Annotated in this window: 26 protein-coding genes; 11 read left to right on the forward strand and 15 right to left on the reverse strand. The window is 61.0% G+C overall.

Annotation, left to right across the window (positions count from 1 at the left end; translation table 11 throughout):
* Positions 1–332: 332 nt before the first annotated feature.
* Positions 333–1,220 (forward strand): threonine/homoserine exporter RhtA, encoded by an 888-nt coding sequence (gene rhtA, locus AC58X1_RS20185; RefSeq protein WP_447734907.1) that lies wholly within the window; start codon positions 333–335, stop codon positions 1,218–1,220.
* A 187-nt stretch (positions 1,221–1,407) separates the two neighbouring features.
* Positions 1,408–1,689 carry a hypothetical protein gene (locus AC58X1_RS20190; protein ID WP_101318332.1) on the forward strand — a complete coding sequence of 94 codons (282 nt, stop codon included), beginning with the start codon at positions 1,408–1,410 and terminating at the stop codon, positions 1,687–1,689.
* Between the two features lie 51 nt (positions 1,690–1,740).
* Here AC58X1_RS20190 and AC58X1_RS20195 read toward each other — a convergent pair whose 3' ends face one another.
* Both AC58X1_RS20195 and AC58X1_RS20200 read right to left on the reverse strand, forming a co-directional pair.
* A complete protein-coding gene (locus AC58X1_RS20195; protein WP_312390484.1) occupies positions 1,741–3,549 on the reverse strand; it encodes an aminopeptidase P family protein in 1,809 nt (602 codons plus the stop codon).
* A 97-nt stretch (positions 3,550–3,646) separates the two neighbouring features.
* Positions 3,647–3,988 carry an antibiotic biosynthesis monooxygenase gene (locus tag AC58X1_RS20200; protein WP_497429364.1) on the reverse strand — a complete coding sequence of 114 codons (342 nt, stop codon included), beginning with the start codon at positions 3,986–3,988 and terminating at the stop codon, positions 3,647–3,649.
* Positions 3,989–4,110: 122 nt separating this feature from the next.
* Between AC58X1_RS20200 and soxR the strand changes: the two genes are divergently transcribed.
* Both soxR and AC58X1_RS20210 read left to right on the forward strand, forming a co-directional pair.
* On the forward strand, positions 4,111–4,584 hold the full coding sequence (gene soxR, locus AC58X1_RS20205; protein ID WP_150569649.1) for a redox-sensitive transcriptional activator SoxR: 474 nt from the start codon (positions 4,111–4,113) through the stop codon (positions 4,582–4,584).
* A gap of 75 nt (positions 4,585–4,659) precedes the next feature.
* Positions 4,660–5,217, forward strand: coding sequence for a cysteine hydrolase family protein (locus AC58X1_RS20210; RefSeq protein WP_497429365.1), 558 nt, complete (start codon positions 4,660–4,662; stop codon positions 5,215–5,217).
* 3 nt (positions 5,218–5,220) lie between these two features.
* Here AC58X1_RS20210 and AC58X1_RS20215 read toward each other — a convergent pair whose 3' ends face one another.
* Positions 5,221–5,784 carry a helix-turn-helix domain-containing protein gene (locus tag AC58X1_RS20215; RefSeq protein ID WP_150569826.1) on the reverse strand — a complete coding sequence of 188 codons (564 nt, stop codon included), beginning with the start codon at positions 5,782–5,784 and terminating at the stop codon, positions 5,221–5,223.
* A gap of 81 nt (positions 5,785–5,865) precedes the next feature.
* Between AC58X1_RS20215 and AC58X1_RS20220 the strand changes: the two genes are divergently transcribed.
* The 7 genes from AC58X1_RS20220 to AC58X1_RS20250 all read left to right on the forward strand — a co-directional run bounded on the left by AC58X1_RS20220 (position 5,866) and on the right by AC58X1_RS20250 (position 13,018).
* Positions 5,866–6,810: a DMT family transporter gene (locus AC58X1_RS20220; RefSeq protein WP_259077264.1), complete on the forward strand. Its 945-nt coding sequence runs from the start codon at positions 5,866–5,868 to the stop codon at positions 6,808–6,810.
* Between the two features lie 150 nt (positions 6,811–6,960).
* Positions 6,961–9,876: a monovalent cation/H+ antiporter subunit A gene (locus AC58X1_RS20225; protein ID WP_150569652.1), complete on the forward strand. Its 2,916-nt coding sequence runs from the start codon at positions 6,961–6,963 to the stop codon at positions 9,874–9,876.
* On the forward strand, positions 9,876–10,220 hold the full coding sequence (locus AC58X1_RS20230; protein WP_043213881.1) for a Na+/H+ antiporter subunit C: 345 nt from the start codon (positions 9,876–9,878) through the stop codon (positions 10,218–10,220). The genes AC58X1_RS20225 and AC58X1_RS20230 overlap by 1 nt, the downstream gene beginning before the upstream one ends.
* Positions 10,217–11,896 (forward strand): monovalent cation/H+ antiporter subunit D, encoded by a 1,680-nt coding sequence (locus AC58X1_RS20235; RefSeq protein WP_150569653.1) that lies wholly within the window; start codon positions 10,217–10,219, stop codon positions 11,894–11,896. Before AC58X1_RS20230 ends, AC58X1_RS20235 begins: the two co-directional genes overlap by 4 nt.
* Positions 11,893–12,381, forward strand: coding sequence for a Na+/H+ antiporter subunit E (locus AC58X1_RS20240; protein WP_150569654.1), 489 nt, complete (start codon positions 11,893–11,895; stop codon positions 12,379–12,381). The genes AC58X1_RS20235 and AC58X1_RS20240 overlap by 4 nt, the downstream gene beginning before the upstream one ends.
* Positions 12,378–12,656, forward strand: coding sequence for a K+/H+ antiporter subunit F (locus tag AC58X1_RS20245; protein ID WP_101318314.1), 279 nt, complete (start codon positions 12,378–12,380; stop codon positions 12,654–12,656). The genes AC58X1_RS20240 and AC58X1_RS20245 overlap by 4 nt, the downstream gene beginning before the upstream one ends.
* The gene (locus AC58X1_RS20250) at positions 12,653–13,018 is read left to right on the forward strand and encodes a Na+/H+ antiporter subunit G (RefSeq protein ID WP_401180115.1); all 366 of its coding nucleotides are present in this window, start codon (positions 12,653–12,655) and stop codon (positions 13,016–13,018) included. Before AC58X1_RS20245 ends, AC58X1_RS20250 begins: the two co-directional genes overlap by 4 nt.
* 24 nt (positions 13,019–13,042) lie before the next feature.
* Here the strand turns inward: AC58X1_RS20250 and AC58X1_RS20255 are convergent, their stop codons facing one another.
* From AC58X1_RS20255 to AC58X1_RS20310, 12 genes are all read right to left on the reverse strand, one after another.
* Positions 13,043–13,252 carry a hypothetical protein gene (locus AC58X1_RS20255; RefSeq protein WP_101318310.1) on the reverse strand — a complete coding sequence of 70 codons (210 nt, stop codon included), beginning with the start codon at positions 13,250–13,252 and terminating at the stop codon, positions 13,043–13,045.
* Complete coding sequence (locus tag AC58X1_RS20260) at positions 13,245–13,712, reverse strand: hypothetical protein (protein WP_150569657.1); 468 nt, start codon at positions 13,710–13,712, stop codon at positions 13,245–13,247. The genes AC58X1_RS20255 and AC58X1_RS20260 overlap by 8 nt, the downstream gene beginning before the upstream one ends.
* A 508-nt stretch (positions 13,713–14,220) precedes the next feature.
* Positions 14,221–14,415: a hypothetical protein gene (locus AC58X1_RS20265; protein WP_150569658.1), complete on the reverse strand. Its 195-nt coding sequence runs from the start codon at positions 14,413–14,415 to the stop codon at positions 14,221–14,223.
* A 116-nt stretch (positions 14,416–14,531) separates the two neighbouring features.
* Positions 14,532–16,139, reverse strand: coding sequence for a methyl-accepting chemotaxis protein (locus AC58X1_RS20270; RefSeq protein ID WP_497429366.1), 1,608 nt, complete (start codon positions 16,137–16,139; stop codon positions 14,532–14,534).
* A gap of 196 nt (positions 16,140–16,335) precedes the next feature.
* Complete coding sequence (locus AC58X1_RS20275; RefSeq protein WP_101318304.1) at positions 16,336–16,740, reverse strand: TraR/DksA family transcriptional regulator; 405 nt, start codon at positions 16,738–16,740, stop codon at positions 16,336–16,338.
* 207 nt (positions 16,741–16,947) lie between these two features.
* The gene (locus tag AC58X1_RS20280; protein ID WP_497429367.1) at positions 16,948–18,615 is read right to left on the reverse strand and encodes a PAS domain-containing hybrid sensor histidine kinase/response regulator; all 1,668 of its coding nucleotides are present in this window, start codon (positions 18,613–18,615) and stop codon (positions 16,948–16,950) included.
* Positions 18,599–19,762, reverse strand: coding sequence for an alcohol dehydrogenase-like regulatory protein ErcA (ercA, locus tag AC58X1_RS20285; RefSeq protein WP_150569661.1), 1,164 nt, complete (start codon positions 19,760–19,762; stop codon positions 18,599–18,601). The genes AC58X1_RS20280 and ercA overlap by 17 nt, the downstream gene beginning before the upstream one ends.
* A 128-nt stretch (positions 19,763–19,890) precedes the next feature.
* Entirely contained in the window at positions 19,891–19,962 is a 72-nt protein-coding gene (pqqA, locus tag AC58X1_RS20290; protein ID WP_009394664.1) for a pyrroloquinoline quinone precursor peptide PqqA, read from the reverse strand.
* 102 nt (positions 19,963–20,064) lie between these two features.
* Complete coding sequence (gene exaC, locus AC58X1_RS20295; RefSeq protein WP_150569662.1) at positions 20,065–21,585, reverse strand: acetaldehyde dehydrogenase ExaC; 1,521 nt, start codon at positions 21,583–21,585, stop codon at positions 20,065–20,067.
* A 189-nt stretch (positions 21,586–21,774) separates the two neighbouring features.
* A complete protein-coding gene (locus tag AC58X1_RS20300) occupies positions 21,775–22,548 on the reverse strand; it encodes an enoyl-CoA hydratase (RefSeq protein WP_101318296.1) in 774 nt (257 codons plus the stop codon).
* Positions 22,549–22,561: 13 nt separating this feature from the next.
* Positions 22,562–23,689, reverse strand: a complete 1,128-nt coding sequence (locus AC58X1_RS20305) for an acyl-CoA dehydrogenase (protein WP_101318294.1) — start codon at positions 23,687–23,689, stop codon at positions 22,562–22,564.
* A gap of 8 nt (positions 23,690–23,697) precedes the next feature.
* Entirely contained in the window at positions 23,698–24,891 is a 1,194-nt protein-coding gene (locus tag AC58X1_RS20310) for an acetyl-CoA C-acyltransferase (protein ID WP_150569663.1), read from the reverse strand.
* Positions 24,892–24,894: the final 3 nt, after the last annotated feature.

Consider the following 24,894-nt stretch of genomic DNA (forward strand, 5'->3'; position numbering starts at 1 on the left):
AACTTCAAACACTTGACTCGCTTGCGATCTCTCGTAGCGGGAGGCGAATTCTACAGCGTTACAACCTGCTGTCAACTGCCTTTTTCACCGCTGACGATCTTTCGATCGAAGACCTTGCAGCACCTCTGAAACTTCTAACTCTTTGAAAATAAAGGAGTTTTCCGTTCCAACTACGCTGGAAGTGGGGCGCATTATAAGGGCTCACAGGAATGCGTCAAGCGTTAATTCATCGCCTGACATCAAAAATCACTCTGCACAGCGTGCTTGCGACAAATCGAGCAACCTGCGCACTATAGTGCGCATCGCGCCCACCACAGGATCCCTGCCGAATCATGAGCACCACGCCCCGCAGCATGGCCACCACGTTGTTCCCGATTGGCCTGCTATTAATAGCCATGGCATCCATCCAGTCAGGCGCATCCCTGGCCAAGGGAATGTTCCCCTTGATCGGCGCCCAGGGCACCACCACCCTGCGCCTGGTTTTTGCCAGCGTGATCATGCTGCTCATCCTGCGCCCATGGCGGGCACGCATGGACAGCAGCACCTGGCGCAATGTGCTGATCTACGGGATGGCATTGGGCGGGATGAACCTGCTCTTCTATATGTCGCTGCGCACAGTGCCACTGGGCATCGCCGTGGCACTGGAATTCACAGGTCCACTAGCGGTGGCCATTTTTGCCTCGCGCCGCGCCATCGACTTTCTCTGGATTGCGCTGGCAATTGCAGGCTTGCTCTTGCTGATACCAGTTGGACAAAGCACAAGCGCTGTTGACCTGGTTGGCGCCAGCTACGCACTTGGTGCCGGCGTGTGCTGGGCGTTGTACATCCTTTATGGGCAAAAGGCCGGCGCCGAGCACGGCGTGCAGACAGCCGCACTCGGTGTCGTGATCGCCGCTTTGTTCGTTGCGCCGATCGGTGTCATTCATGCAGGCACCGCACTCCTCAACCCGGCACTGCTGCCCATCGCCCTGGGCGTGGCAGTGTTATCAACGGCCCTCCCCTACAGCCTGGAGATGGTTGCATTGACCCGAATGCCAGCGCGCACGTTCGGGACTTTGATGAGTATCGAGCCAGCCTTTGGTGCGCTGTCGGGCTTACTATTCCTCGGCGAGAAGCTCACCTCTGGGCAGTGGCTGGCTATCGCTGCGATCATCACCGCTTCTGCTGGAGCCACCCTGACAATGCGCAAGGAACGTACACCGGCGGTCGTCGCTGACTGAATTGAGAAATATTTTCATTTGCTGTGTTTAGCGGTTGTACCGACCCGCAGGCCTGATTAAGCTGTCACAAAATCATAATCTCTACGCTATCTACTGTGCCGAACACGGACGCTGAGGTAAATTCAGGAAGAATCAGGCGAGGACGATGGGAGCAGGCATGCAGTCGCCCCCACATTTAAGGACAGGCATGAAACGTATTTTGCTCATCCTGGCTGTAATGGCCATCGCAGGGTGTGCCGCCACCGCACAGACCGAAGTCAAGCGCGGGAAAAAGGGTTTACACATCAATTGCTCCGGCCTTTCCTCTTCGTGGGAAAAGTGCAATGCCAAGGCGGCCAGTGCGTGCAGCACTCGCGGCTATAGAGTAGTGGCCCGCTCGGGCGATACTGATGAAGAACCGGGTGACTACCTGTTCGGAATCAACCCGGCTGGCTATACCAGCCGCAGCATGATCGTCATCTGCAAGTAATAACGCTGAAGGGTAGCCAAATGGCTGCCCTTTTTACGTTGGAGCGCAGACTCAGACAGCCACCGTACGATCTCGCAACCACTGCAGTGCAGAACCCGCCAGCAGAGGTGCCAGCCGCTCGCAGACATGGGCGTGATACTGGTTGAGCCAGCGCCTTTCCTCATCATTGAGCCGTTCGACCAGCAGGCAACGTATATCGATCGGACATAGGGTCAAAGTCTCGAACGCAAGGAAGTCGCCGAACTCGCTCTTGCCCGCAGCGCGATTGACCACCAGGTTTTCGATCCGTACGCCCCACTTGCCTGGGCGATAGGTGCCAGGCTCGATCGAACTGATCATGCCCTCCTGCATCGCCGTTTGCGGCAACGCCTGGGCCTGATAGGCAATGACCTGCGGCCCTTCATGCACATTCATGAAGTAGCCGACGCCGTGGCCAGTGCCATGGCCGTAATCGACCTGATCAGCCCAGAGCGGCGCCCGCGCAATTGCATCCAGCAACGGAGACAAGATGCCGCGCGGGAAACTCGCTCGCGACAACGCGATCATGCCTTTGAGCACGCGAGTGCAATCCTCACGCTGTGCCCGGGTCGGCTGACCTACCGGGACCATCCGGGTAATGTCGGTAGTGCCGCCCAGGTACTGGCCGCCCGAATCGATCAACAGCAGCCCGTCGCCCTTGATTACCGCATGGGACTGCTCGGTAGCACGGTAGTGCGGCATGGCGCCATTGGCATTGAAAGCGGCAATGGTCGAGAAGCTCAGTGAAACATAGCCAGGTCGCTGCGCTCGCGCTGCAGTCAGGCGCTCGTCGATGGTCAACTCGGTGATCTGTTGCTTGCCAAGGTTGGCCTCGAACCAGGCAAAAAATTCGCAGAGCGCCGCCCCGTCCTGCTCCATGACCTGACGAACATGCGCCAGTTCAGCATCGCTCTTGCGCGACTTGCTCAACGACGTCGGGTTGATCTGCTCGAGCAGCTTCACCTGAGCCCCGAGCCGACCAACCAGGCCACAGGTGACCCGAGCCGGATCGATCAACACAGTGCTGCCATCCGTAATCGAGGCGAGCAAGCGCCCTGCCTGGTGGTAGTCCTGCAGCTCGACACCGTCGGCCGTCAGCGCCTGACGCAGTTGGGCATCGACTTTGTTCAGGTCGACGAACAGCACCGCCTGCTGCTGACCAATCCATGCAAATGCGACGAACACCGGGTTATAGGAAACATCACTGCCACGCAGATTGAACAACCAGGCGATATCATCCAGAGTGGCAATGAAATGCCAATCGGCACCTTTGCTGCTCAAGGTGCTGCGCAGCGCGGCCAGTTTTTCCGCTCGGGTGGCTGTGGCCTGGGGCGGCAAGTGCTCGTAGATTGGAGCAGCCGGCAGCGCCGGGCGTGTCCCCCAGACCTGATCAAGCAAATCCTTGTCAGTCACCAACCGTATTCCGTTGGCCTGCAAACTCTGCTGAAGTTGCCGAGACGCGGTCAAGGACAGCACAGCGCCGTCAACGGCAACCGTCGCCTGCGGCTGAAGATTGCTGCCGAGCCAATCGAACGGGCCCGCACTACCTGGCATCAGCTTCATCAATTCTATGCCGCTGCCGGCGAGTTCGTTTGCAGCCTGCTCCCAGTAACGGCTGTCTACCCACAACCCAGCGAAGTCCGCCAGAACCACCAATGTACCCACCGAACCATGAAAACCAGACAGCCACTGACGACCCTGCCAGTGGCCCGGCAGGTACTCGGACAGGTGCGGGTCTGCCGATGGCACCAACAGCGCGTCCACGCCTTCGCTGGCCATGACCTCGCGCACACGGGCGAGACGCGTCGGCACGTTCTGCTGCAACTGGGACTGGCTATTCATGTCATGCACACTCCTGCGATAGCGACTTCATCGGCAATCAAGCCGTTGATAATGGAGCAGCCTCCCGTCACTCGCAATCGGCATAGGTAACAGATGATTAGCTTTGGCTATCAGCGACCGCGCCAACCTCACAATGCAGGCCGCCATCATTACCGCGTACCAGACTTCGCACAGCTTGGTACGCGGCGAAGTTGACACTTCTGGCCTGATGCTGCTGAAGCAGCTCGAGGAATGGCTCATCAGTGAAATAGCCGCAGGCCGCTTGCCACTGTTCACGGGTCTGCCACTGCAAATGTTGCAGGACCCGACAGCCGTCATCGCTGGCTTGAACGCTTACCCTCAGCAACGCCGGCCAGCGCGTGGCCAGTTGCTCGCTGCGCAACACCAGCGCGTTGGCCAGAGCAGCCTGACGGCTAGCCGGCACTTCATATTCGATCATTTGGGTAAACCATAGGGAATGCATCGCAGCGGCCACAGGCTATCTCCTTTATGCAGTACTTGCAGTCATCATGGCCGGCAGGGTAAAACCTCGAGTTAAGTCAAGGTCAAGGATTAATTAGCATGCCTGCCCCCCCTACTAGGGAAGCCGAGCGCCAGCTCAGCGTTGGCCAATTGGCCAGCCGCAGCGGTGTCGCGGTTACCGCCCTGCACTTCTACGAAACCAAGGGGTTGATCCAAAGCAGCCGCAACGCCGGCAATCAACGCCGCTACCCGCGTGCGATGCTGCGCCGGGTGGCGGTGATCAAGATGGCCCAGCGTCTGGGCATCCCGCTAGCCACCATCGCCAAAGCGCTATCCAGCCTGCCGCTGGACCATACCCCGAATGCAGCTGACTGGCAGCGCCTGTCGGCCGGGTGGCGAGACGATCTCAGCCAGCGCATCGCAGAGTTGACTCTGCTGCGCGACCAACTGGACGGCTGCATAGGCTGCGGCTGCATGTCGCTGAAGGAGTGCCCGCTGCGCAACAATCACGATCATCTGGCGCTTGGCGGCCCTGGGCCGCATCCGTCAGAGCCGCTAACAACATTGCTGTAAGTTTCGGTATCGCACCTGCCAGGCAATTCGCATCTATAACTAGTGTTCAACCTGGCACCCGCCGCAGGAGGCAGCATGAGCAAACAAGCACTGATCGTTATCGATATCCAGAAAGACTACTTTCCAGGAGGCAAGTGGTCCCTCGACGGCGCTGATGCGGCCGCCGACAACGCAGCGTTGCTGCTCCATGCAGCGCGCAAGCGCGGCGACCTGATCGTGCATGTTCACCATGAATTTGCCAGCGCCGACGCGCCATTCTTTGCGCCGGGCTCAGCCGGAGCCGAAATTCACCCCAAGGCTGCTCCCCTCGGTGATGAGCCGTTGCTGCTCAAACAACAGGTCAATGCCTTCCAGGAGACCGGCCTGAAAGAACTGCTTGATGAGCATGCAGTGCAAGCCATGACGATTGTCGGCAGCATGAGCCACATGTGCATCGATGCTGCAGTGCGGGCTGCCGCCGATTTTGGCTACAGCGTCACGGTCGCCCATGATGCGTGCGCCACACGAGCGCTGGAATTCAATGGCCAGGAAGTGCCAGCCGCTCAGGTGCATGCAGCGTTCATGGCCTCACTGGCATTCGCTTACGCAACGGTGCAAAACACTGAAGAATGCCTGGCGACCTACCAGCAGTGAGCTTCAGATCACCACATTGCGCACGAACCGCACGGGCAGCTCGCCGTCATTGCGATAGGCATAGCGGCGGTTGCTGGCAAAGATGTGGAACTGCCCCGTCGCCAACTGCTGGGCCTGACCTTCGATAATCAGCGTCAAGCAACCCTCGGCGATGTAGATCTGCTCGCTCCAGCCTTCGGCATCTGCCTCGCTGGCGTAGGATTCGCCAGGGGCCAGCGTCCACTCCCATAACTCCACCTCGCGCCGCGCCGGGCTACTCCCCAGTAACAAGGCTTTGCTGCCGGGATGCTCGCCGGCCCATGCCAGCTCTTCAATACGGCTCGGATCGCGCTGCTCCGGAGCCTGAATCAACTGGCTGAACGCGACTCCCAAGGCCTCGGCGATCAAGTCCAGGGTGGTCAGGCTGACGTTCTTCTCACCGCCTTCGATGGCTACCAGCATGCGCCGACTGACTCCGGAGCGCTCGGCCAGGGCACTCTGGCTGAGACCCGCCGCGCCACGCAATTGGCGAATGTTCTGACTGACGTGCTGAAGCACGGAAGCGCGATGCGTCGAGGATTTGTGCACTATATTGCTCATCGGTATGCCTTGCGCAGTATACTGCCCACTTTGCGGCGATTGTGCGCCGCCCCTGTCGAGCGTGCAACCATGAACCAAGCCCCCAGTCAGTCCAAGACCACTGTCAGTTTCCGCCTGAGCAAGGCAGAGCTGGTGCTGGTGTTCATTACCATGCTGTGGGGCGGCACTTTTCTCATCGTGCACAACGTCATGAGCGTCAGCGGCCCGATGTTCTTTGTCGGCCTGCGCTTCGCTGCGGCAGCCGTGTTCGTGGGCCTGGTCTCAGCAAGAGCATTGGCGGGCCTGACCATGCTCGAACTCAAGGCCGGCGTTTTGATCGGCATCACCATCATGCTCGGTTACGGTTTGCAGACGATGGGCCTGCAGACGATCAACAGCAGCCAGTCGGCATTCATCACCGCGCTCTACGTACCGTTCGTGCCACTATTGCAGTGGCTGGTGCTGGGCAGACGCCCCGGTTTGATGCCAAGCATCGGCATTTGCCTGGCATTTGTCGGCCTGATGCTGCTCGCCGGCCCCAGCAGTGCGGGCCTGCACTTCAGTGAAGGCGAACTGCTGACTTTGGTCAGCGCCGTGGCAATCGCCGCAGAGATCATTCTGATCAGCCGCTATGCCGGCCAGGTCGATGTACGCAGGGTGACGGTGGTGCAATTGGCCACTGCCTCGCTGCTGTCATTTGCGATGATCCTGCCGACCAGAGAATCATTGCCTGATTTTTCCTGGCTACTGCTGGCCAGCGCCCTCGGCCTGGGCCTGATGAGCGCAATCATTCAGGTGGCCATGAACTGGGCGCAAAAATCGGTATCGCCCACTCGTGCAACCCTGATCTATGCGGGCGAACCGGTGTGGGCAGGCGTAGTCGGGCGTCTCGCCGGCGAGCGTCTGCCCGGGATGGCGTTGCTTGGCGGGTTGCTGATCGTGATCGCCGTGGTCGTCAGCGAACTGAAGATCCGCCGCAGTGACCATTCTCAGCAGGCAAATAACGCGCCAGTGGACGGCGAAACCAGCCAGTAATCGAGAAAAGAACAGCTATGCTTTGTAAAAAGCTGTTATAAAAAAACTGCTTGTCACACCCCATTTGTAGGATTCTGGCACAGCTTGCGTGTTGGTGATCAACCGTTCGGCACGTATTATCCTTACCAAACTCCTCCAGATTAGGTCGCTATGTCATTGATAGTGCTATTGCTTCTGCCCTTCGTTGGCAGTTGCCTGGCGGCCGTCCTGCCGCACAACGCTAGGAACGCCGAGTCGATTCTCGCCGGGCTGGTGGCCCTCATCGGCACGGTTCAGGTAGCGCTGCTCTACCCTCAGATCGCTCACGGCGGAGTAATCCGCGAGGAGTTTCTGTGGCTGCCAAGCCTGGGCTTGAATCTGGTGCTGCGCATGGACGGCTTCGCCTGGCTGTTCTCGCTGCTGGTACTGGGCATAGGCACGCTGGTGTCGCTATATGCGCGCTACTACATGTCGCCGCAAGATCCGGTGCCGCGCTTCTTCGCGTTTTTCCTGGCGTTCATGGGCGCAATGCTCGGGCTGGTGATTTCCGGCAATCTGATCCAGCTGGTGTTCTTCTGGGAACTGACCAGTCTATTCTCGTTCCTGCTGATCGGTTACTGGCACCACCGCGCTGATGCACGCCGCGGCGCTTATATGGCGCTGATGGTGACCGGGGCCGGGGGCCTGTGCCTGCTAGTGGGTGCCCTGCTGCTCGGCCATGTGGTCGGCAGCTATGACCTGGACAAAGTGCTCGCTGCCGGGGAAACCGTGCGCCAGCATGCGCTGTATCCGGTATTGCTGCCGCTGATACTGATTGGCGCGCTGAGCAAGAGTGCGCAGTTTCCATTCCAGTTCTGGCTGCCCCACGCCATGGCGGCGCCGACTCCGGTTTCGGCGTATCTGCACTCGGCAACGATGGTCAAGGCAGGCGTGTTCCTCATGGCTCGGCTGTGGCCAACTCTGGCTGGCACCGAGGAATGGTTCTGGATTGTCGGCGGCGCGGGTGCCATTACCCTGCTTCTGGGCGCCTTCGCAGCGATGTTTCAAAATGACCTCAAGGGCCTGCTTGCCTACTCGACCATCAGTCACCTGGGCCTGATCACCTTGCTGCTCGGCCTGAACAGCCCGCTGGCGGCGGTCGCAGCAGTGTTCCACATCCTCAACCACGCGACCTTCAAGGCGTCGCTGTTCATGGCCGCGGGCATCATCGACCATGAGAGCGGAACGCGCGATATCCGCCGTCTCAGCGGGTTGATGCGGCTGATCCCTTACACCGCGACCCTGGCCATGGTTGCCAGTGCGTCGATGGCCGGCGTGCCGTTGATGAACGGCTTCTTGTCCAAGGAAATGTTCTTCGCCGAAACGGTGTTCATTTCCTCTACCGCCTGGGTTGAAGCCACGCTGCCAGTCATCGCCACCCTGGCGGGCACCTTCAGCGTTGCCTACGCCCTGCGCTTTACCGTAGACGTATTCTTCGGCCCACCTGCCCAAGACCTGCCGCATACCCCCCACGAACCACCGCGCTGGATGCGGGCACCGGTCGAGCTGCTGGTGCTGACCTGCCTGGTGGTGGGGATCTTCCCGGCCCAATCGGTCGGCCCCCTGCTCGCCGCAGCGGCGCTACCGGTGGTCGGCGGCACGCTGCCCGAGTACAGCCTGGCCATCTGGCACGGCTGGAATGCGCCACTGATCATGAGCCTGGTGGCCATGTGCGGTGGCGTGGTGCTGTACCTGCTGTTGCGCAAGCAACTGCGCCTGGGCAGGTTTCCGTATCCGCCACTGATCGAACGCTTCAATGGCAAGCGCCTGTTCGAACATGGGCTGGTCCGGTTGATGCTGATCGCGCGTCACGTGGAGGCAGCGCTGACTACCCGACGCTTGCAGAAACAACTGTTCATGCTCGTGCTGGCGGCGTTTATCGCTGGCCTGACGCCGCTGCTGTATAGCGGCCTGAGCTGGGGTGATCGACCCAAGATACCTGGCTCCGGGGTGTTTGTAGCCTTGTGGCTGATTGCTATTGCCTGCGCCATCGGGGCTGCCTGGCAGGCCAAATATCATCGTCTGGCGGCACTGACCATGGTCAGCGTCTGCGGCCTGATGACCTGCATCACCTTTGTCTGGTTCTCCGCGCCTGACCTGGCCCTGACTCAGCTGGCGGTTGAAGTCGTTACCACGGTACTGATCCTGCTCGGTCTGCGCTGGCTGCCACGCCGTATCGAAGGTGTCTCACCTCTGCCCGGCAGTCTGGAACGAGCACGCTTGCGCCGCCTGCGTGACCTGCTGTTGGCCGTGTTGGTCGGTGGCGGAATGGCTCTGCTGTCCTACTCGATGCTGACCCGGCCTACGCCCAACGATATCTCCTCGTTCTACTTGAGCCGTGCACTACCCCAGGGCGGCGGGACCAATGTGGTCAACGTGATGCTGGTGGACTTCCGCGGCTTCGATACCCTCGGCGAGATCACCGTGCTGGTTGCCGTGGCGTTGACCGTATTCGCCCTGCTGCGCCGCTTCCGCCCACCCAAGGAAAGCATGCAACTGCCGGCGCAGCAGCGCCAGCTGGCCCCGGATGTGGTTACCGACCTGATCAATCCGCGGCATGCCACCGACACGGCAATGGGCTTCATGATGGTGCCCGCGGCGTTGGTGCGGCTGTTGCTGCCGGTGGCCCTGATGGTGTCGATGTACCTGTTCATGCGCGGTCACAACCAACCTGGGGGTGGCTTCGTCGCCGGCCTGGTGATGTCGGTGGCGTTCATCCTGCAGTACATGGTGGCGGGCACCCAATGGGTGGAGGCGCAGATGAGCCTGCGGCCGCTGCGCTGGATGGGTACCGGCCTGCTCTGCGCAACGCTTACCGGCGCTGGCGCGATGCTGCTGGGTTATCCGTTCCTGACCACCCATACCGCGCACCTGCACCTGCCGTTGCTGGGTGACGTGCACGTGGCCAGTGCACTGTTCTTCGACATCGGCGTTTACAGCGTGGTGGTAGGTTCGACCTTGCTGATTCTGACGGCCTTGGCCCACCAATCAGTGCGCGCCTATCGCCCAGGCAGCGCACAGAAATCCAGCCAGACAGGAGCCGCCTGATGGAAGAAGTAATTGCAGTAGCCATCGGTGTCTTGGCCGCGTCCGGGGTCTGGCTGATCCTGCGGCCACGTACCTATCAGGTGATCATGGGGCTGTGCCTGCTGTCCTACGGGGTCAACCTGTTCATCTTCAGCATGGGCAGCCTGTTCATCGGCAAAGAGCCGATCATCAAGGAAGGCGTGACGCAAGACTTGCTGCACTACACAGACCCATTGCCACAAGCATTGGTGTTGACCGCGATCGTCATCAGCTTTGCCATGACCGCGTTGTTCCTGGTTGTGCTGCTGGCCTCGCGCGGGCTGACCGGCACTGACCACGTCGATGGCCGGGAGCGTGAAGAATGAGCTGGATGAATCAATTGATCGTCGCACCAATCCTGTTGCCGCTGGTGACAGCGGCGATAATGTTGCTGCTGGGTGAGAAACATCGCCGGATCAAGGCCCACCTCAACCTGCTGTCGAGCATCATCGGCCTGGCGATTGCGCTGACCCTGCTGAACTGGGTGCGCAGCCAAGGCCAAGCCGAGTCGATCGGTGTCTATTTGCCCGGTAACTGGTCAGCCCCATTTGGCATCGTGCTGGTGGTCGACCACCTCTCGGCATTGATGCTAAGCCTGACCGGCGTGATCGGCGTCAGCGCCCTGCTGTTCGCCCGGGCGCGCTGGGACGGCGCCGGGGCGAGTTTTCATGCGTTGTTCCAGATCCAGCTGATGGGCCTGTACGGCGCATTCCTCACCGCCGACCTGTTCAACCTGTTCGTCTTCTTCGAGGTGCTGCTGGCAGCGTCGTATGGCCTGCTCCTGCACGGTTCAGGTCGCGCTCGAGTCAAAGCCGGCTTGCACTACATCGCCATTAACCTGTTCGCCTCTTCGCTGTTTCTGGTCGGTGCAGCCATGCTCTATGGCGTCACCGGCACGCTGAACATGGCCGACCTGGCCTTGAAGATCCCGCTGGTACCTGAGGCTGATCGTGGCCTGCTGCACGCCGGCGCAGCCATTCTGGCGATGGCCTTCCTGGCCAAGGCAGGGATCTGGCCGCTGAATTTCTGGCTGGTACCGGCCTACTCCTCGGCGAGCGCACCGGTTGCCGCGCTATTCGCAATCATGACCAAGGTCGGCCTGTACGCCGTGCTGCGGCTGTGGACGTTGCTATTTTCCGGGCAAGCCGGCGCATCGGCGCACTTTGGCGGCGAATGGCTGGTCTACGGCGGCCTGGCAACCCTGGCGGTCGCCGCCGTGTCGATTCTGGCCGCACAGCGCCTGGAGCGCATGGCAGCGCTGAGCATTCTGGTTTCAGCCGGCACCTTGATGGCAGCGATAGGTTTCGGCCAGCCAATTCTGACCGGCAGCGCGCTGTTCTATTTGGTCAGCTCGACCCTGGCCCTGTGCGCGTTGTTCCTGCTGGCGGAATTGATCGAGCGCTCGCGCTCGGCCAACGAGACGCCGCTGGATGATGACGAAGGCCTGTCGCCGCCTCTGCTGGAGTCTCTGCATCCACCCAAGGGCATCAACCTAGACGATCAGCAGAAGGCGGTAATCGGTCAGATCATTCCGTGGACCATGGCATTCCTGGGTTTGAGCTTTATTGCCTGCGCGCTGTTGATCATCGGCATGCCGCCGCTGTCGGGCTTTATCGGCAAGCTGAGCCTGATCAGCGCGCTGTTCAACCCGCTGGGCTTGGGCGTTGCGCCGGAGCAGCCACTGTCGGCGGCCGGCTGGTGCCTGGTCGCGTTATTGGTGCTTTCCGGCATGGCGTCACTGATCGCCTTTGGCCGGGTTGGCATCCAGCGCTTCTGGAAGCCCGAAGAGCGCCCTTCGCCGCTGCTGCGCCGCTACGAGTGCCTGCCGATCGCTATTCTGCTCGGCCTGTGCCTGTTCCTAAGCGTCAGGGCCGAACCGCTGCTGCGCTATACCCAGGACACCGCTGCAAGCCTGCAGGCACCGCAAGCCTACATCGAGGCAGTAATGAGCTCGATGCCGATTCCTGGCCCAACCTCCTTCAACACCGAGGAACAGCCATGAACCGTCTGTTACCCGCTCCGCTACTGTCCATTGCACTGTTCGCGTTGTGGCTGTTGCTGAATCTCTCGGTCAGCCCAGGCAATCTTCTGCTCGGCGCCTTGCTGGCGATTCTCGCGCCCATCCTGCTGGCCCCACTGCGCCCGCAACATGCGCACGTGAAACGGCCGTGGGTGGTTGCCAAACTGATCGGCCGTGTTGGCCTGGATGTCATCACCTCCAACCTGCACGTTGCCCGCAGCGTACTGTCGGCAAAGCGCCGGCCGCCACGATCGGCATTCGTCCACATTCCACTGGCATTGCGCGATGTACACGGCCTGGCCGCTCTGTCGATGATCACTACGGTGGTGCCCGGCACGGTCTGGTCAGAACTTGCCCTGGACCGCAGCATGCTGCTGCTGCACGTGTTCGATCTGCGTGATGAGGCGCAGTTCATCGAACACTTCAAGCACACCTATGAACGCCCGCTGATGGAGATATTCGAATGACAGGCCTGCTCGCCAACGCCATTCTCGCCAGCTTGTTCATCTTCACCATCGCCATGGCGCTGGCCTTGGTCAGGTTGTTCCGCGGCCCTTCCGCTCAGGACCGGGTCCTGGCGCTGGATTACCTGTACATCCTGGCCATGTTGATGATGCTCGTACTGGGCATTCGCTATGCCAGCGATACCTATTTCGAAGGCGCACTGCTGATTGCCTTGTTCGGCTTCGTCGGCTCATTCGCCCTGGCCAAATTCCTCCTGCGCGGTGAGGTAATAGAATGACCGAAGCTCTGCAACTGCCGTTCTGGCTCGAACTCACGACCGCAGCATTACTGCTGACAGGCAGCCTGTTCGCGCTGATTGGTGCGATCGGCCTGGTGCGGCTGAAAGACTACTTCCAACGCATGCACCCGCCTGCACTGGCTTCAACTATCGGCGCCTGGTGCGTGAGCCTGGCATCGATCCTGTATTTTTCATGGTTGAAGCAGGGGCCAATCGTGCATGCCTGGCTGATCCCGATTCTGCTGTCGATAACCGTGCCGGTTACCACCTTGCTACTGGCCCGCGCAGCGCTGTTTCGTAAACGTGCGGCAGGCGAAGACGTACCTGCTGAAATCAGCGGCGGCAATAACCAGGGCAATTGAGATACCCGCCAAGCCAGCCTGGGCTTAGCGATTCAAGCGCTGCAGTTCGCGCCGGACCATTGCAGCCAAGGGCGCGGGCGTAATCTCATACAACTGGCCGGCAACCCAACTCAGCCAGGCGCTGCCCATCACTGCGCGCTGGGCCAGCAGCCGCTCGGCATGCGCCTGCGCCTGTGATTCGAACTGGCGGTGAAACTCCGCCCGTCCCTGGGCAGACAAGCTATCGTCACTCACTGGCCTTGAATGTGGTCAGCTCGCCCTTGCGCCACTTGGCGACCTTGCCGGTCACAGCCTTGAGCAGCTTGCCCAGGCCTTCCTGCACTTGTTGCTGGGCGGCAAAGACCAACATCACGCCCTGGCCGTTACGAAACACGATGCCCTCACCTTCCGCCACCTTGACGAAGGCATAGTCGCCGCCGTAGATATTCAGCTTGATCTCGCGAAAACGCAGCTCCAGCTTGCCACCTTCGCGACTGGGCAGAACTGCGGCGCGGAAGTGATCGCCTACCTTCAACTCAAGCCGCTGTTTGTCATCCACCACCAATGAGCTGTCGGTGTCGATTTCGGCCATGTACAAACCGTCGGGGCTTTGCTCGGTGACATAAACGAAACGCCCGTGAAACAACTGGGCCAACTTGCCACGCAAGTCGCCCAATGCAAATAACGCATGGGTATCAAGAGTACTGACTGCCAATCTCAAATCCTCAAACAGGGTTACAAGCGCCACACCCGAATTGATCGGCGGCGCAGCCATTTCAGATCGCTGCTGAAAGACTAATGAAATAGAGCACGAGCGGCCCGTACATAACGACTACGCAGCAGGCAGGATTTTTAACCCCGCTGTGCCAGCCAGATCCGCACATCACATTTCGGCAATTTTCCCACAACGCAGGCGTAAATACTGACTTCAACACTGCCGGTAGACATGCAATAGATAGCGACAGGTCCCAGGCCTGACGGCCCAAGGCAACCCTCTGCGCGTTACACGGGAGAAATATGCACGAAAATACTGAAATCCGTCGAGGCCCAAGCGACATTTATTGCCTGACCAGCGCTGCAGACCGACCCAGATTTCGGGTCGTGGCTGCCGGCATCGCCTTTTTTCACGTAACCGACAGCGCTACCGGCCGGGTAAGAGGTTTTCGGCGCCGGCACAGCGATGCGTGTGAACTGGCGCGCTTTCTGGAGAGCTGAAAAGGCTTTCAGGCTGCCTGTGTTCGGCCGAGCTGGGCCTGCCAGGCAGCTCGACATTCCAGCGCCTCACGGCGACTGGCAAACGCGGTACCACGACGTTCGCCATTTACCAGCACGACCCAGCAGACCCGCAGGCCACGCGCCTGCAATGCTGCCGGCACACCGGAGCCGATCATCACTGCGACATCGATCTGGCTATTCATCATCCCCTCCGGAATTTAATTAGCAACCTAACGATGTAGCCATGATACGCATCAACCGAAACTACAAACAGCGCGGCCTGGTACATCTGTATTGCATCAGCGGCAATAAACTCCGTTCAGTTCATACCAGGCTCGGGCTTGTAGCCCAGACGCAGGCCGCCCCAGTGTCTACCGTTGATGAACAGCGGCACCGACAGGTCATGCATGAGTTCACCGGTATCGCGGCTGTAGGTTTGCAACAGCAACCGCTGCTGATGGTTGCCACAGCGGATACCGGTGCGGTCGTCGAACTTGCGCTTGCTGCGGTTGTGCGCGGTGTCATGCAGCGGGTCGCCGGTCAAGGGCAGGTTGAACGCCGCGTTGTGCGTCGGTACATAGCCCTCGCCAGTGCAGGCAATCGCGTAGACCAGCCCCTCATGCTGGGCCAGCAGCGGCTCCTGCAATTGCGGCAGCACCGCATCAGTGTACTGGTCAAAGCGGGTGGTGAAGCGCGGCGGCTGCATGCTCGGGATGGGTTGGTAGCGCCGATCGAACAGCGCCTCTTCGCTAATCAGACCTTGCTCGATATCCTGCTCAAAGCGGGCAGCGATACTCCGCGCGCCCTGCTCGGCAAGCGCAAAAATGCGCTGGTGATAGTCATCCAGGCCAACTTCGGCCAGCCGCTCGCTAAGCGCCTCCGCTTGTCGTTCCATATGCACCGCTGCCTGGGCAAGACTGCGCGTTTGCCCATCGCTGAGTTCCAGATCAGTGCGCACCTGCCCAACCGCCAGGAACAGGTTATCCAGTTGTTGCTGGTTGATCTGGGTGCCCTCGGCGATCTCGTCAACCTGCAGCTCCACAGAGGCCGCCAGCTTGGCGATCAAGGTCAATTGCTCGCCTGTTTGCTCGACCTGAACCAGGTCAGCACTCAAATCCCCGGCCAGACTACGAATCTGCTCGACCACCTCAGCGGTGCGGGCCTGAATATCGGCGACCATCGCACCCACTTCGCCGGTAGCGGCTGCGGTTCGCCCGGCCAGGCCGCGCACTTCATCGGCAACCACTGCAAAACCACGCCCGTGCTCGCCTGCCCTGGCCGCCTCGATCGCCGCGTTGAGCGCGAGCAGGTTGGTCTGGCTAGCGATGGCCTGGATCACCAAGGTGACCCGAGCGATATCTTCGCTGCGCTGGTGCAGGGCTTCGATCAACTCGCGGCTGGCCGTGGCCCGGGCGCTTAACTGGTGCATGCGCTGGATCGACTCGGCCAGTACCTGCTGCCCTGCCGCGCTGCTGGAATGTGCTGAACGGGCCGCCTGCAACGCCTGCTGGCTGAGCTGAGAGGTGGCTTTCTCGGTACCGATCATGATCTGTGCACTGTCAACGATCTGATCGGCGGCGCCCAGCTGTGACTGCAACCGAGTGGCCAACTGTTGTACCGAAAAAGCCATGGAGGCGGCAGACAAGGCGTTACGGCTGGTGCTGCGCGCCAAGGTTTGGGTCAGCTCATCGTGCGCCGGTGAAGACCGCTCGGCGCTTCCTGGCTGGGCCGCCTTGCGGCGCCAACCCGGTAACCAGAGCACCAACAATGCCAGCGGCAGGGCCAGATAGAACGCCAACTGAGCAAACGCCATGGCGGCCAGCACGGCAGCCAGCGCTGCCCCCTGCAACACGGCAATTGCTGGCAGTACCAGGCGTTTTGCGGGTTGCGGCATGTCACAGGTGGGCACAGATCCGTCACGCATCATGTTGAGGGTCCATCCTCTAGTGCATTATTGCTCCCCATTAAACGCCACTATAACGCCACTATCTATACTTCCTTCGGCTTAACGAGCACAGACTTGATGCAGAGCAACCATCAAGGCGCCCCGCAACCATAGTAGCGCCGAACAAATGCAAAAAGCCCCAGGGATCGCTCCGTGGGGCCATGCATGCTGCGATCGATCAGATCTGGCGCTGGTGGCGACCGATCTGTTCGTGGCGCTCTTGCGCTTCGATGCAGTACTTGGTGGTCGGGCTGATCAGCAGACGCTGCAGGCCAATCGCCTCGCCGCTGTCTTCGCACCAGCCAAAATCACCGTCGCCAATACGACCGAGGGCCATCTCCAGCTGCGGCAGCAGGCGCTGATCGCGCTCGATACCGTTGACCAGCCAGTGACGCTCTTCCTCGACCGACGCCACGTCGGCAGGATCCGAAGGGGTATCCAGGCTCTCGATGGTGATGCGGCTCTGTTCGATGCGCTCGTGGGTTTCTACCTTCATCGCTTGCAGCAGCTGGGTGAAGAACTCCAGCTGAGCAGCGTTCATGTAGTCATCGGCCGACATGGCCAGCAACTGTTCCTTGGTCATCGATTTCTCTATGAAAAAATGTGCATTGGGCGATTCGGGTGTCGCTCAGGCCAGTGCCTGCGCAACAGAATTCTTCAAGCGCCAACCGGCACTCTTTTACAGGGGGCGGCAGTCTAAGGCGCCAAGGCGCAACGGGCAACAGGGATTACCGGGCAATTGTCTGAAATGATGTACAAGGTGCACTAGTATCCCCTGCTCCAGCCACAGTCACTGTGCCAGCAATTGGCTGAGCACAGCGCGCAGCTTGCCTGGCTTGACCGGTTTGTTCAGCAGCGGTGCCTTCAGCCGCTGCATGGCCCTCCGGCTCTGCTCGCTGCGATCAGCCGTAATCATCACCGCCGGAATCGTGCAGGCGAAGTGCGCCCTGAGGTCGCGAACAACATGACAACCCGTCAGGCCATGATCAAGGTGAAAATCCGCCAGCACCAGTTCCGGTGGCCGCCCCTGCAGGACTTGCAGCGATTCATGCAGATCCCCTGCGGTCAACACCTCGCAGCCCCACTGGCCGAGCAGTGCCGCCATGCTCTGGCGGATACTCAGCTCGTTGTCCAGCACCAGCAGGCGCCGCCCAGGCAAAGGGTCGCCGACACTAGCCTGCGTAATCGGCAGGCTCGCTGGCGCCGGCTCCTGACTGGAGATAGGCACCTCGATGCTGAACACCGAACCGCGGTCCGGCCAGGAACGTACGCCGATCTTGCACTCAAGGATACGTGCGATCCGCTCGACGATTGCCAGCCCCAGCCCGACACCTTTGCGGTCGGCAGCCCGGCCGACATCCAGCTGGTTGAATTCGAGAAAGATTGACTGCAAGCGCTCGGCGGCGATGCCACGGCCGCTGTCCCAGACTTCGATGCTCAGCTTGTCACCGCGCCGCCGCCAGCCCAGCAGCACCCGCCCCTGCTCGGTGTAACGGCAGGCATTGCTGAGAAAGTTGCGCAGTATCCGCGTCAGCAGGCGCAAATCGGTGCGTATCACCGGCGGACCACCACGCACCCGCAGCGACAGCCCGGCAGCCTCGGCAACCGGCTGAAACTCCGACTCCAGCGGTAACAGCAGATCATCAAGTCGATAACAGTCGAAATCGGGCTGGATGGTCGCGTGATCCAGGCGGGAGATATCCAGCAGGTCGCTGAGCAAGTCTTCAGCGCCTTCCAGTGCCTGGTGCGCACGCTCGACCAGCAGGCCTTCGGCTGCGGCCAGGTCGCGTTCGCGCAAGGTCGAAATCAACAACCTGGCGGCATTCAACGGCTGCAGCAAATCGTGGCTGGCCGCAGCAAGGTACTTGTCCTTGCTCAGGTTGGCAGCCTGCGCGGCGTCGCGCGCCTCGATCAGCTCATTGGTGCGCTCGGCAACCCGCTGTTCAAGCTGGTCATTGAGCTGCTGCAGGCGTGCCTGAACCTGCTTGCGCTCGGTGATATCCGCCACGAAACCTTCGACCACGCCGGGTTCGTCCGGACGCGACAGCAGGTTCATGAGCACATCGACGCTGCTGCCATCACGGCGGCGCAGGCGGGTCTCATAGGCCAGCAAAGCGCGCTCGCGCTGGAGGGTGGCGACGATCTCGGCCAACTCATCGGTGCCCCGATCGAACAGCAAGCTGGCCAGATCGCTGCGCGAGAACAGCAACGCCTGCGCGTGGTCGTAGCCGAGCATGCGCGCCAGCGCCGGATTGGCTGCGCGCATGCCGTCTTCCAGGCTGGCCTGAAAGATGCCGTGCACGGCGTGCTCGAACAGCCAGGTGTAGCGATTGCGCTCCGCCTCGAGCTCTTCCAGGCGCACCGCCAGCTCAGGGTAGTGGCTCTTGCGCACCGTGTGGTTGGACAACCCCAATAATCCGGCCAGGGCATCGGCGCCAGGCTCAGAGGGCCTCGCCATAGACCACCTCGACATCTCGCAGGCTCGAGCTGCGCGGGTTGGTCAGAATGCACGGATCGCCCATCGCATGGCGCGACAGGAACGGGATATCGCTGCTGCCGACGCCATGCAGGCCAAGGGTTTCGTGAAACCCCACCGCATGCTTCAACGCGATCAGGTGATCGACCAGACGCTTGCGCACCTGTTCATGATTGAGCCCACGACAATCAATCCCCAGCGTCTGCGCAATCATTTTGAAGCGCTCTGGCGCCGCACTGTAATTGAACGCCACCACATGCTCGACCAGCACCGCATTGCATAACCCATGGGGCAGGTCGAGAAACCCGCCAAGGCTGTGCGACATGGCGTGCACGGCGCCAAGAATGGCATTGGAAAACGCCAGCCCCGCCTGCATGCTGCCGAGCATGACCTTTTCGCGCAGGACAATATCGTTGGGGCTGGCGATCATCTGTACCAGATTGCCGTTGATCAGGCGCATCGCCTCCAAGGCATGTGGGTCGGTCAGCGGGCCATGGCCGGTCGACACGAACGCCTCGATGGCATGCACCAGGGCGTCAATGCCGGTGCAAGCGGATAAAAACGGGTCCATGCTCAGGGTTGTTTCCGGATCGATCAACGACACGTCTGGCACCACGGCCTTGCTGACGATGGAAAACTTCATCCGTTGCTGCTGGTTGGAAATGATCACGAACTGCGACACATCCGCTGAGGTGCCTGCTGTTGTAGGGATCAAAATAAGCGGCGGGCTCGGCACGCGAATGGTGTCGACCCCTTCGAATTCGAGGATATGCCGGCCATGGGCGACGACGATGCCGATGCCCTTGGCGCAGTCCATAGGGCTGCCGCCACCGACGGCGACGATCACGTCGCACTGTTCGCTGCGGTAGCGCTCGGCGCCGGCCATGACCTCTTCAACGCGAGGATTGGGCGAGACATCGGTAAGCAGGCAGTAGTCGATACCCTGCCCCTGAAGACTGGCCTCGACGTCGGCGACCCAGCCGGCAGCCAGCACGCCGGGGTCACTGACCAGCAGTACCTTGCGCGCGCCGAAGGTCCGCGCATAGTTGGCAACGTGATGTCTGCAGCCGGCACCAAAAATGATTTCCGGGGAAACGAACTTGCGCAACTGGCTCGGATTCGCGCTCATGCAACGCCTATTGTTCTTTTTGAAGGTGAAGCTCAGCCTAAAGCATCCTGAAGGGTTTGCAATCGGATCGGCGCGCCCTCGCAGCGGCCTGCTATCGCGGAAAGGGCCGCGTAGCGGCCCCAGAAGATTCAGCGGTTGGCGAAATACATCGTGACTTCAAAACCAATACGCAGATCAGTGAACGCGGGCTTTTTCCACATGGGTTCATACTCTTCTGGCACCACAGGATTGCGGTGCGTCTATTGATACACCGTTTCCGGTGTAATGCCATTGCTACTTTAGAACCAGTTGTTACCGCAGGCTCAGAAGAACCCGAGCGGGTTGATGTCGTAGCTGACCAGCAGGTTCTTGGTCTGCTGATAGTGGTCGAGCATCATCTTGTGCGTTTCGCGGCCCACGCCAGACTTCTTGTAGCCACCGAACGCCGCATGCGCTGGATACAGGTGGTAGCAGTTGGTCCAGACTCGCCCAGCCTTGATCCCGCGGCCCATGCGATAGGCGCGGTTGATATCACGCGTCCAGACCCCGGCGCCCAGGCCGAACTCGGTATCGTTGGCAATTGCCAGCGCCTCGGCCTCATCCTTGAAGGTGGTCACGCTGACTACCGGGCCGAAGATTTCCTCCTGGAACACGCGCATGCCGTTGTGGCCCTTGAGCAGGGTCGGCTGCAGGTAGTAACCGCCAGCGAGCTCACCTTCAAGCCGCTCGACCTGACCGCCGGTGAGCAGCTCGGCGCCTTCCTGCTCGGCAACTTCGAGGTAGGTAAGAATCCGGTCAAACTGTTGCTGCGAAGCCTGCGCGCCGACCATGGTCTCGGTGTCGAGCGGGTTGCCACGCTTGATCTTGCGGATCTTCTCCAGCACTACCTGCATGAACTGCGGATAGATCGATTCCTGCACCAGCGCCCGCGATGGGCAGGTGCACACTTCGCCCTGGTTGAAGAACGCCAGCACCAGCCCTTCGGCGGCTTTTTCGATAAAGGCCGGTTCGGCCTGGAGAATATCTTCGAAGAAGATGTTCGGCGACTTGCCACCCAGTTCCACAGTGGACGGAATGATGTTCTCGGCAGCGCACTTCATGATGTGCGAGCCCACCGGGGTGGAACCGGTAAAGGCGATCTTGGCGATGCGTTTGCTGGTGGCCAGCGCCTCGCCCGCTTCGCGGCCATAGCCGTGGACGATATTGAGCACACCGGCGGGCAGCAGATCGCCTACCAGCTCTGCAAGCAAAGTGATCGATTGAGGCGTCTGCTCGGCAGGCTTGAGGATTACGCAGTTACCGGCAGCCAGCGCCGGGGCGAGTTTCCAGGCGGCCATCAGCAGCGGGAAGTTCCACGGAATGATCTGCCCGACCACCCCCAACGGCTCATGCAGGTGGTAGGCCACGGTGTTCTGGTTGATCTCGGCCGCGCCGCCTTCCTGAGCTCGGATGCACCCGGCGAAGTAGCGGAAATGGTCGGCGGCCAACGGCACATCGGCGTTGAGCGTTTCGCGGATTGGCTTGCCGTTGTCCCAGCTCTCGGTGATCGCCAGCTGTTCGAGGTGCGCTTCGATGCGGTCGGCGATCTTCAGCAGAATCAACGCACGGTCCTGTACCGACGTATGCCCCCAGGACTCGGCCACTGCGTGCGCTGCATCCAGTGCAGCGTCGATGTCCTCGGCGCCTGAGCGCGGGAATTCGGCAATCGGCTGGCCATTGACTGGCGAGGTGTTGGTGAAGTACTCGCCCTTGATCGGCGGCACGAACTGACCGTTGATGTAGTTGCCGTAGCGCAGCTTGAACTGCACCAAGGCTCCGGCGGTGCCGGGAGCGGCGTAAATCATGAAAGCCTCGACTGTCCATGGCCCGTCGGCGCGACAGGCAATGAGCCGATACTAGGCAGTGCGAAGGCCTGCTTGAATGATGCGAAGGGCGAAACGCTGTGCTTCCTTGGTCGCAGGTCGGCGGCGGATCCTTGGTACTGAGTGGGAGCGGTTGCAGGCATGCGCCGTGCCTGCGACCGCGCGCCGTTTTCAGGCGTCCTTGAACTGCGCCTCGCGCTTGCCGATAAACGCCGCCATGCCTTCTTTCTGGTCGTGAGTCGCAAAGGCTGCATGGAACACCCGACGCTCGAAGCGCACACCTTCGCTGAGGGTGACTTCAAAGGCACGGTTGACGCTCTCCTTGACCATCATGCTGATCGGGATCGACTTGGCGGCGATGCTTGCCGCCACCTTCAAGGCTTCTTCAAGCAACTCGGCCTGAGGGATGACGCGTGCCACCAGCCCTGCGCGTTCGGCTTCCTCGGCGCCCATCAAGCGACCGCTCAGACACAGTTCCATGGCTTTGGCCTTGCCCACGGCGCGGGTCAGGCGTTGGGTGCCACCCATGCCCGGCAACACGCCGAGGTTGACTTCTGGCTGACCGAACTTGGCGTTGTCGGCGGCGAGAATGAAGTCGCACATCATCGCCAGCTCACAGCCACCGCCCAGGGCAAAACCAGACACCGCGGCGATGATCGGCTTGCGCCGGTTGGCGATCCGATCGGACTCGCTGAACAGATCGTCAAGGTAGATCTGCGGGTAGCTGAGCTCGGCCATTTCCTTGATGTCGGCACCGGCAGCAAAGGCCTTGGCTGAACCGGTGAGGACCACGCAGCCGATCTGTGGGTCTTGCTCCAACTGGTCCAGCGCCTGGTTGATCTCGGCGATGATCTGCGCGTTAAGGGCGTTCAGCGCCTGCGGCCGGTTAAGGGTGATCAGGCCGACCTTGCCGTGGATGTCCAGCAGTATGGTTTCGAATGCCATGCAGGTTGCTCCTTCAAAGGTTGCGCGCAATGACCATGCGCTGAATGTCGCTGGTGCCTTCGTAAATCTGGCAGACACGCACGTCGCGGTAGATCCGCTCCAGCGGGAAGTCGCTCAGATAGCCATAACCGCCGAGCGTCTGCAAGGCATCCGAGCAGACCTTTTCGGCCATTTCCGAGGCGAACAGCTTGGCCATCGACGCCTCCTGCAACGCCGGCCGGCCGGCGTCGCGCAACGCTGCGGCGTGCAGCACCATCTGCCGGGCGACGGCGACGCGGGTGGCCATGTCGGCCAGGCGAAACGCCACGGCCTGGTGCTCGATCAGTGGCTTGCCGAAGCTTTGCCGCTCGCGGGCGTAGTCACGCGCTACCTCGAAAGCCGCGCGAGCCATGCCGACCGCTTGCGAGGCAATACCGATGCGCCCGCCTTCGAGGTTGGCCAGGGCAATCTTGTAGCCCTGACCCTCCTCGCCCAGACGATTGGCCAGCGGTATGCGCACATCGTCGAAGACGATCTGGCAAGTGTCGGAGGCATGCTGACCAAGCTTTTCCTCGACCCGAGTAACCTGGTATCCAGGCGCATCGGTAGGCACGATGAACGCACTGATACCACGCTTGCCGGCAGCCGGGTCGGTGACAGCAAACACGATCACCACCCCGGCATTCTGGCCGGAGGTAATGAACTGCTTGCTGCCGTTGAGTACATAGTGGTCGCCATCCAGCCGTGCCCTGGTTTTCAGGCTACTGGCGTCAGAGCCGGCCTGCGGTTCGGTCAGGGCAAAAGCGCCCAGCATGGCGCCGCTGGCCAGCGGTTGCAAAAACTGCTGCTTCTGTTGCTCGCTGCCGAACTTCAGGATTGGCACGCAGCCCACCGAGTTGTGCACGCTCATGATCGTCGAGCAGGCGCCATCGCCGGCGGCGATTTCTTCCAGCGCCATGGCGTAGGCGACGTAGCCGGTATCGCTGCCGCCCCATTGCTCGGGCACCAGCATGCCGAACAGACCAAGCTCGGCCATCTCGGCAATCGCCTCACGGGGGAAGCGGTGCTCCTTGTCCCACTGTTCGGCAAACGGTTTGAGCCGCTCCTGGGCGAAATCTCGTACCGCATCGGCAATTTGTTGTTGCTCGTCAGTTACCAGCATGGTTCACCTCAGTACAGACATTCAACGGCCATCGCAGTCGCTTCGCCACCGCCAATGCAGATCGCCGCCACACCACGGCGCAGGTTGTTCTGGCGCAGAGCCGATAGCAGGGTCACCAGAATCCGCGCGCCAGAGGCACCGATCGGGTGGCCGAGCGCGCAGGCGCCGCCGTGGACATTGACCTTGTCATGGGGCAGATCGAGTTGCTGCATGGCTGCCAGAGTGACCACGGCGAAGGCCTCGTTGATCTCGAACAGATCCACTTCGGCCAAGCTCCAGCCGGTGCGCTTGAGCAACTTGTCGATGGCACCGATGGGGGCAGTGGGGAACAGTGCCGGTGCATCGGCGAACGCTGCATGGCCGTGGATTAGCGCCAGCGGGGTGAGGCCGCGTTGCTCTGCCTGCGAGCGACGCATCAGCACCAGTGCCGCCGCGCCATCGGAGATCGAGCTTGAGTTGGCTGCGGTCACGCTGCCGCCCTCGCGAAATGCCGGGCGCAACTGCGGGATCTTGTCCAGACGCGCCTTGGGCGGCTGTTCGTCGTCGCTGATCAGCCGCGTCTGCTTGCCTTCGGTCACTTCAACGGCAACGATTTCAGCAGCGAAACGGCCCTCTTTGATCGCTGTTTGCGCGCGGGTCAGCGAGGCGATGGCGAAGGCATCCTGGGCCTCGCGGCTAAAGCCACCGGCCTGGGCACAGTCTTCGGCGAAGGTGCCCATCAGGCGGCCTTTGTCGTAGGCATCTTCGAGGCCGTCGAGGAACATGTGGTCGAGCATCCGACCATGGCCCATGCGGTAGCCACTGCGGGCCTTGTCCAGCAGGTACGGTGCATTGCTCATGCTTTCCATGCCGCCAGCCACCACCACATCGGCGCTGCCGGCCAGCAGCAGATCGTGGGCCATGATGGTGGCCTGCATCCCTGAGCCACACATCTTGTTCAGCGTGGTGCAGGTGGTACTTTTATCCAGCCCTGCACCCAAGGCGGCCTGACGCGCCGGGGCCTGACCCAGGCCGGCTGGCAGTACGCAACCAAACAACAACTGGTCGACACTGGCCGGCTCGACACCGGCTCGCTCGACGGCGGCACGAATTGCCGCGGCGCCCAGTTGCGGTGCAGTCAGGCTCTTCAGATCGCCCTGCAAGCCGCCCATGGGCGTGCGCACGGCACTCACAATGACAATTGGATCGTTGGCGAGGGTCATCTG

The sequence above is a fragment of the Pseudomonas sp. PGPR N4 genome, from assembly GCF_059693665.1.

Bases quoted from the DNA above. Each gene is read 5' to 3' on its own strand.
- rhtA (WP_447734907.1), top strand. From the start codon at position 333: ATGAGCACCACGCCCCGCAGCATGGCCACCACGTTGTTCCCGATTGGC.
- AC58X1_RS20190 (WP_101318332.1), top strand. From the start codon at position 1,408: ATGAAACGTATTTTGCTCATCCTGGCTGTAATGGCCATCGCAGGGTGT.
- AC58X1_RS20195 (WP_312390484.1), bottom strand. From the start codon at position 3,549: ATGAATAGCCAGTCCCAGTTGCAGCAGAACGTGCCGACGCGTCTCGCC.
- AC58X1_RS20200 (WP_497429364.1), bottom strand. From the start codon at position 3,988: ATGATCGAATATGAAGTGCCGGCTAGCCGTCAGGCTGCTCTGGCCAAC.
- soxR (WP_150569649.1), top strand. From the start codon at position 4,111: ATGCCTGCCCCCCCTACTAGGGAAGCCGAGCGCCAGCTCAGCGTTGGC.
- AC58X1_RS20210 (WP_497429365.1), top strand. From the start codon at position 4,660: ATGAGCAAACAAGCACTGATCGTTATCGATATCCAGAAAGACTACTTT.
- AC58X1_RS20220 (WP_259077264.1), top strand. From the start codon at position 5,866: ATGAACCAAGCCCCCAGTCAGTCCAAGACCACTGTCAGTTTCCGCCTG.
- AC58X1_RS20225 (WP_150569652.1), top strand. From the start codon at position 6,961: ATGTCATTGATAGTGCTATTGCTTCTGCCCTTCGTTGGCAGTTGCCTG.
- AC58X1_RS20230 (WP_043213881.1), top strand. From the start codon at position 9,876: ATGGAAGAAGTAATTGCAGTAGCCATCGGTGTCTTGGCCGCGTCCGGG.
- AC58X1_RS20235 (WP_150569653.1), top strand. From the start codon at position 10,217: ATGAGCTGGATGAATCAATTGATCGTCGCACCAATCCTGTTGCCGCTG.
- AC58X1_RS20240 (WP_150569654.1), top strand. From the start codon at position 11,893: ATGAACCGTCTGTTACCCGCTCCGCTACTGTCCATTGCACTGTTCGCG.
- AC58X1_RS20245 (WP_101318314.1), top strand. From the start codon at position 12,378: ATGACAGGCCTGCTCGCCAACGCCATTCTCGCCAGCTTGTTCATCTTC.
- AC58X1_RS20250 (WP_401180115.1), top strand. From the start codon at position 12,653: ATGACCGAAGCTCTGCAACTGCCGTTCTGGCTCGAACTCACGACCGCA.
- AC58X1_RS20265 (WP_150569658.1), bottom strand. From the start codon at position 14,415: ATGAATAGCCAGATCGATGTCGCAGTGATGATCGGCTCCGGTGTGCCG.
- AC58X1_RS20270 (WP_497429366.1), bottom strand. From the start codon at position 16,139: ATGATGCGTGACGGATCTGTGCCCACCTGTGACATGCCGCAACCCGCA.
- AC58X1_RS20275 (WP_101318304.1), bottom strand. From the start codon at position 16,740: ATGACCAAGGAACAGTTGCTGGCCATGTCGGCCGATGACTACATGAAC.
- AC58X1_RS20280 (WP_497429367.1), bottom strand. From the start codon at position 18,615: ATGGCGAGGCCCTCTGAGCCTGGCGCCGATGCCCTGGCCGGATTATTG.
- ercA (WP_150569661.1), bottom strand. From the start codon at position 19,762: ATGAGCGCGAATCCGAGCCAGTTGCGCAAGTTCGTTTCCCCGGAAATC.
- exaC (WP_150569662.1), bottom strand. From the start codon at position 21,585: ATGATTTACGCCGCTCCCGGCACCGCCGGAGCCTTGGTGCAGTTCAAG.
- AC58X1_RS20300 (WP_101318296.1), bottom strand. From the start codon at position 22,548: ATGGCATTCGAAACCATACTGCTGGACATCCACGGCAAGGTCGGCCTG.
- AC58X1_RS20305 (WP_101318294.1), bottom strand. From the start codon at position 23,689: ATGCTGGTAACTGACGAGCAACAACAAATTGCCGATGCGGTACGAGAT.
- AC58X1_RS20310 (WP_150569663.1), bottom strand. From the start codon at position 24,891: ATGACCCTCGCCAACGATCCAATTGTCATTGTGAGTGCCGTGCGCACG.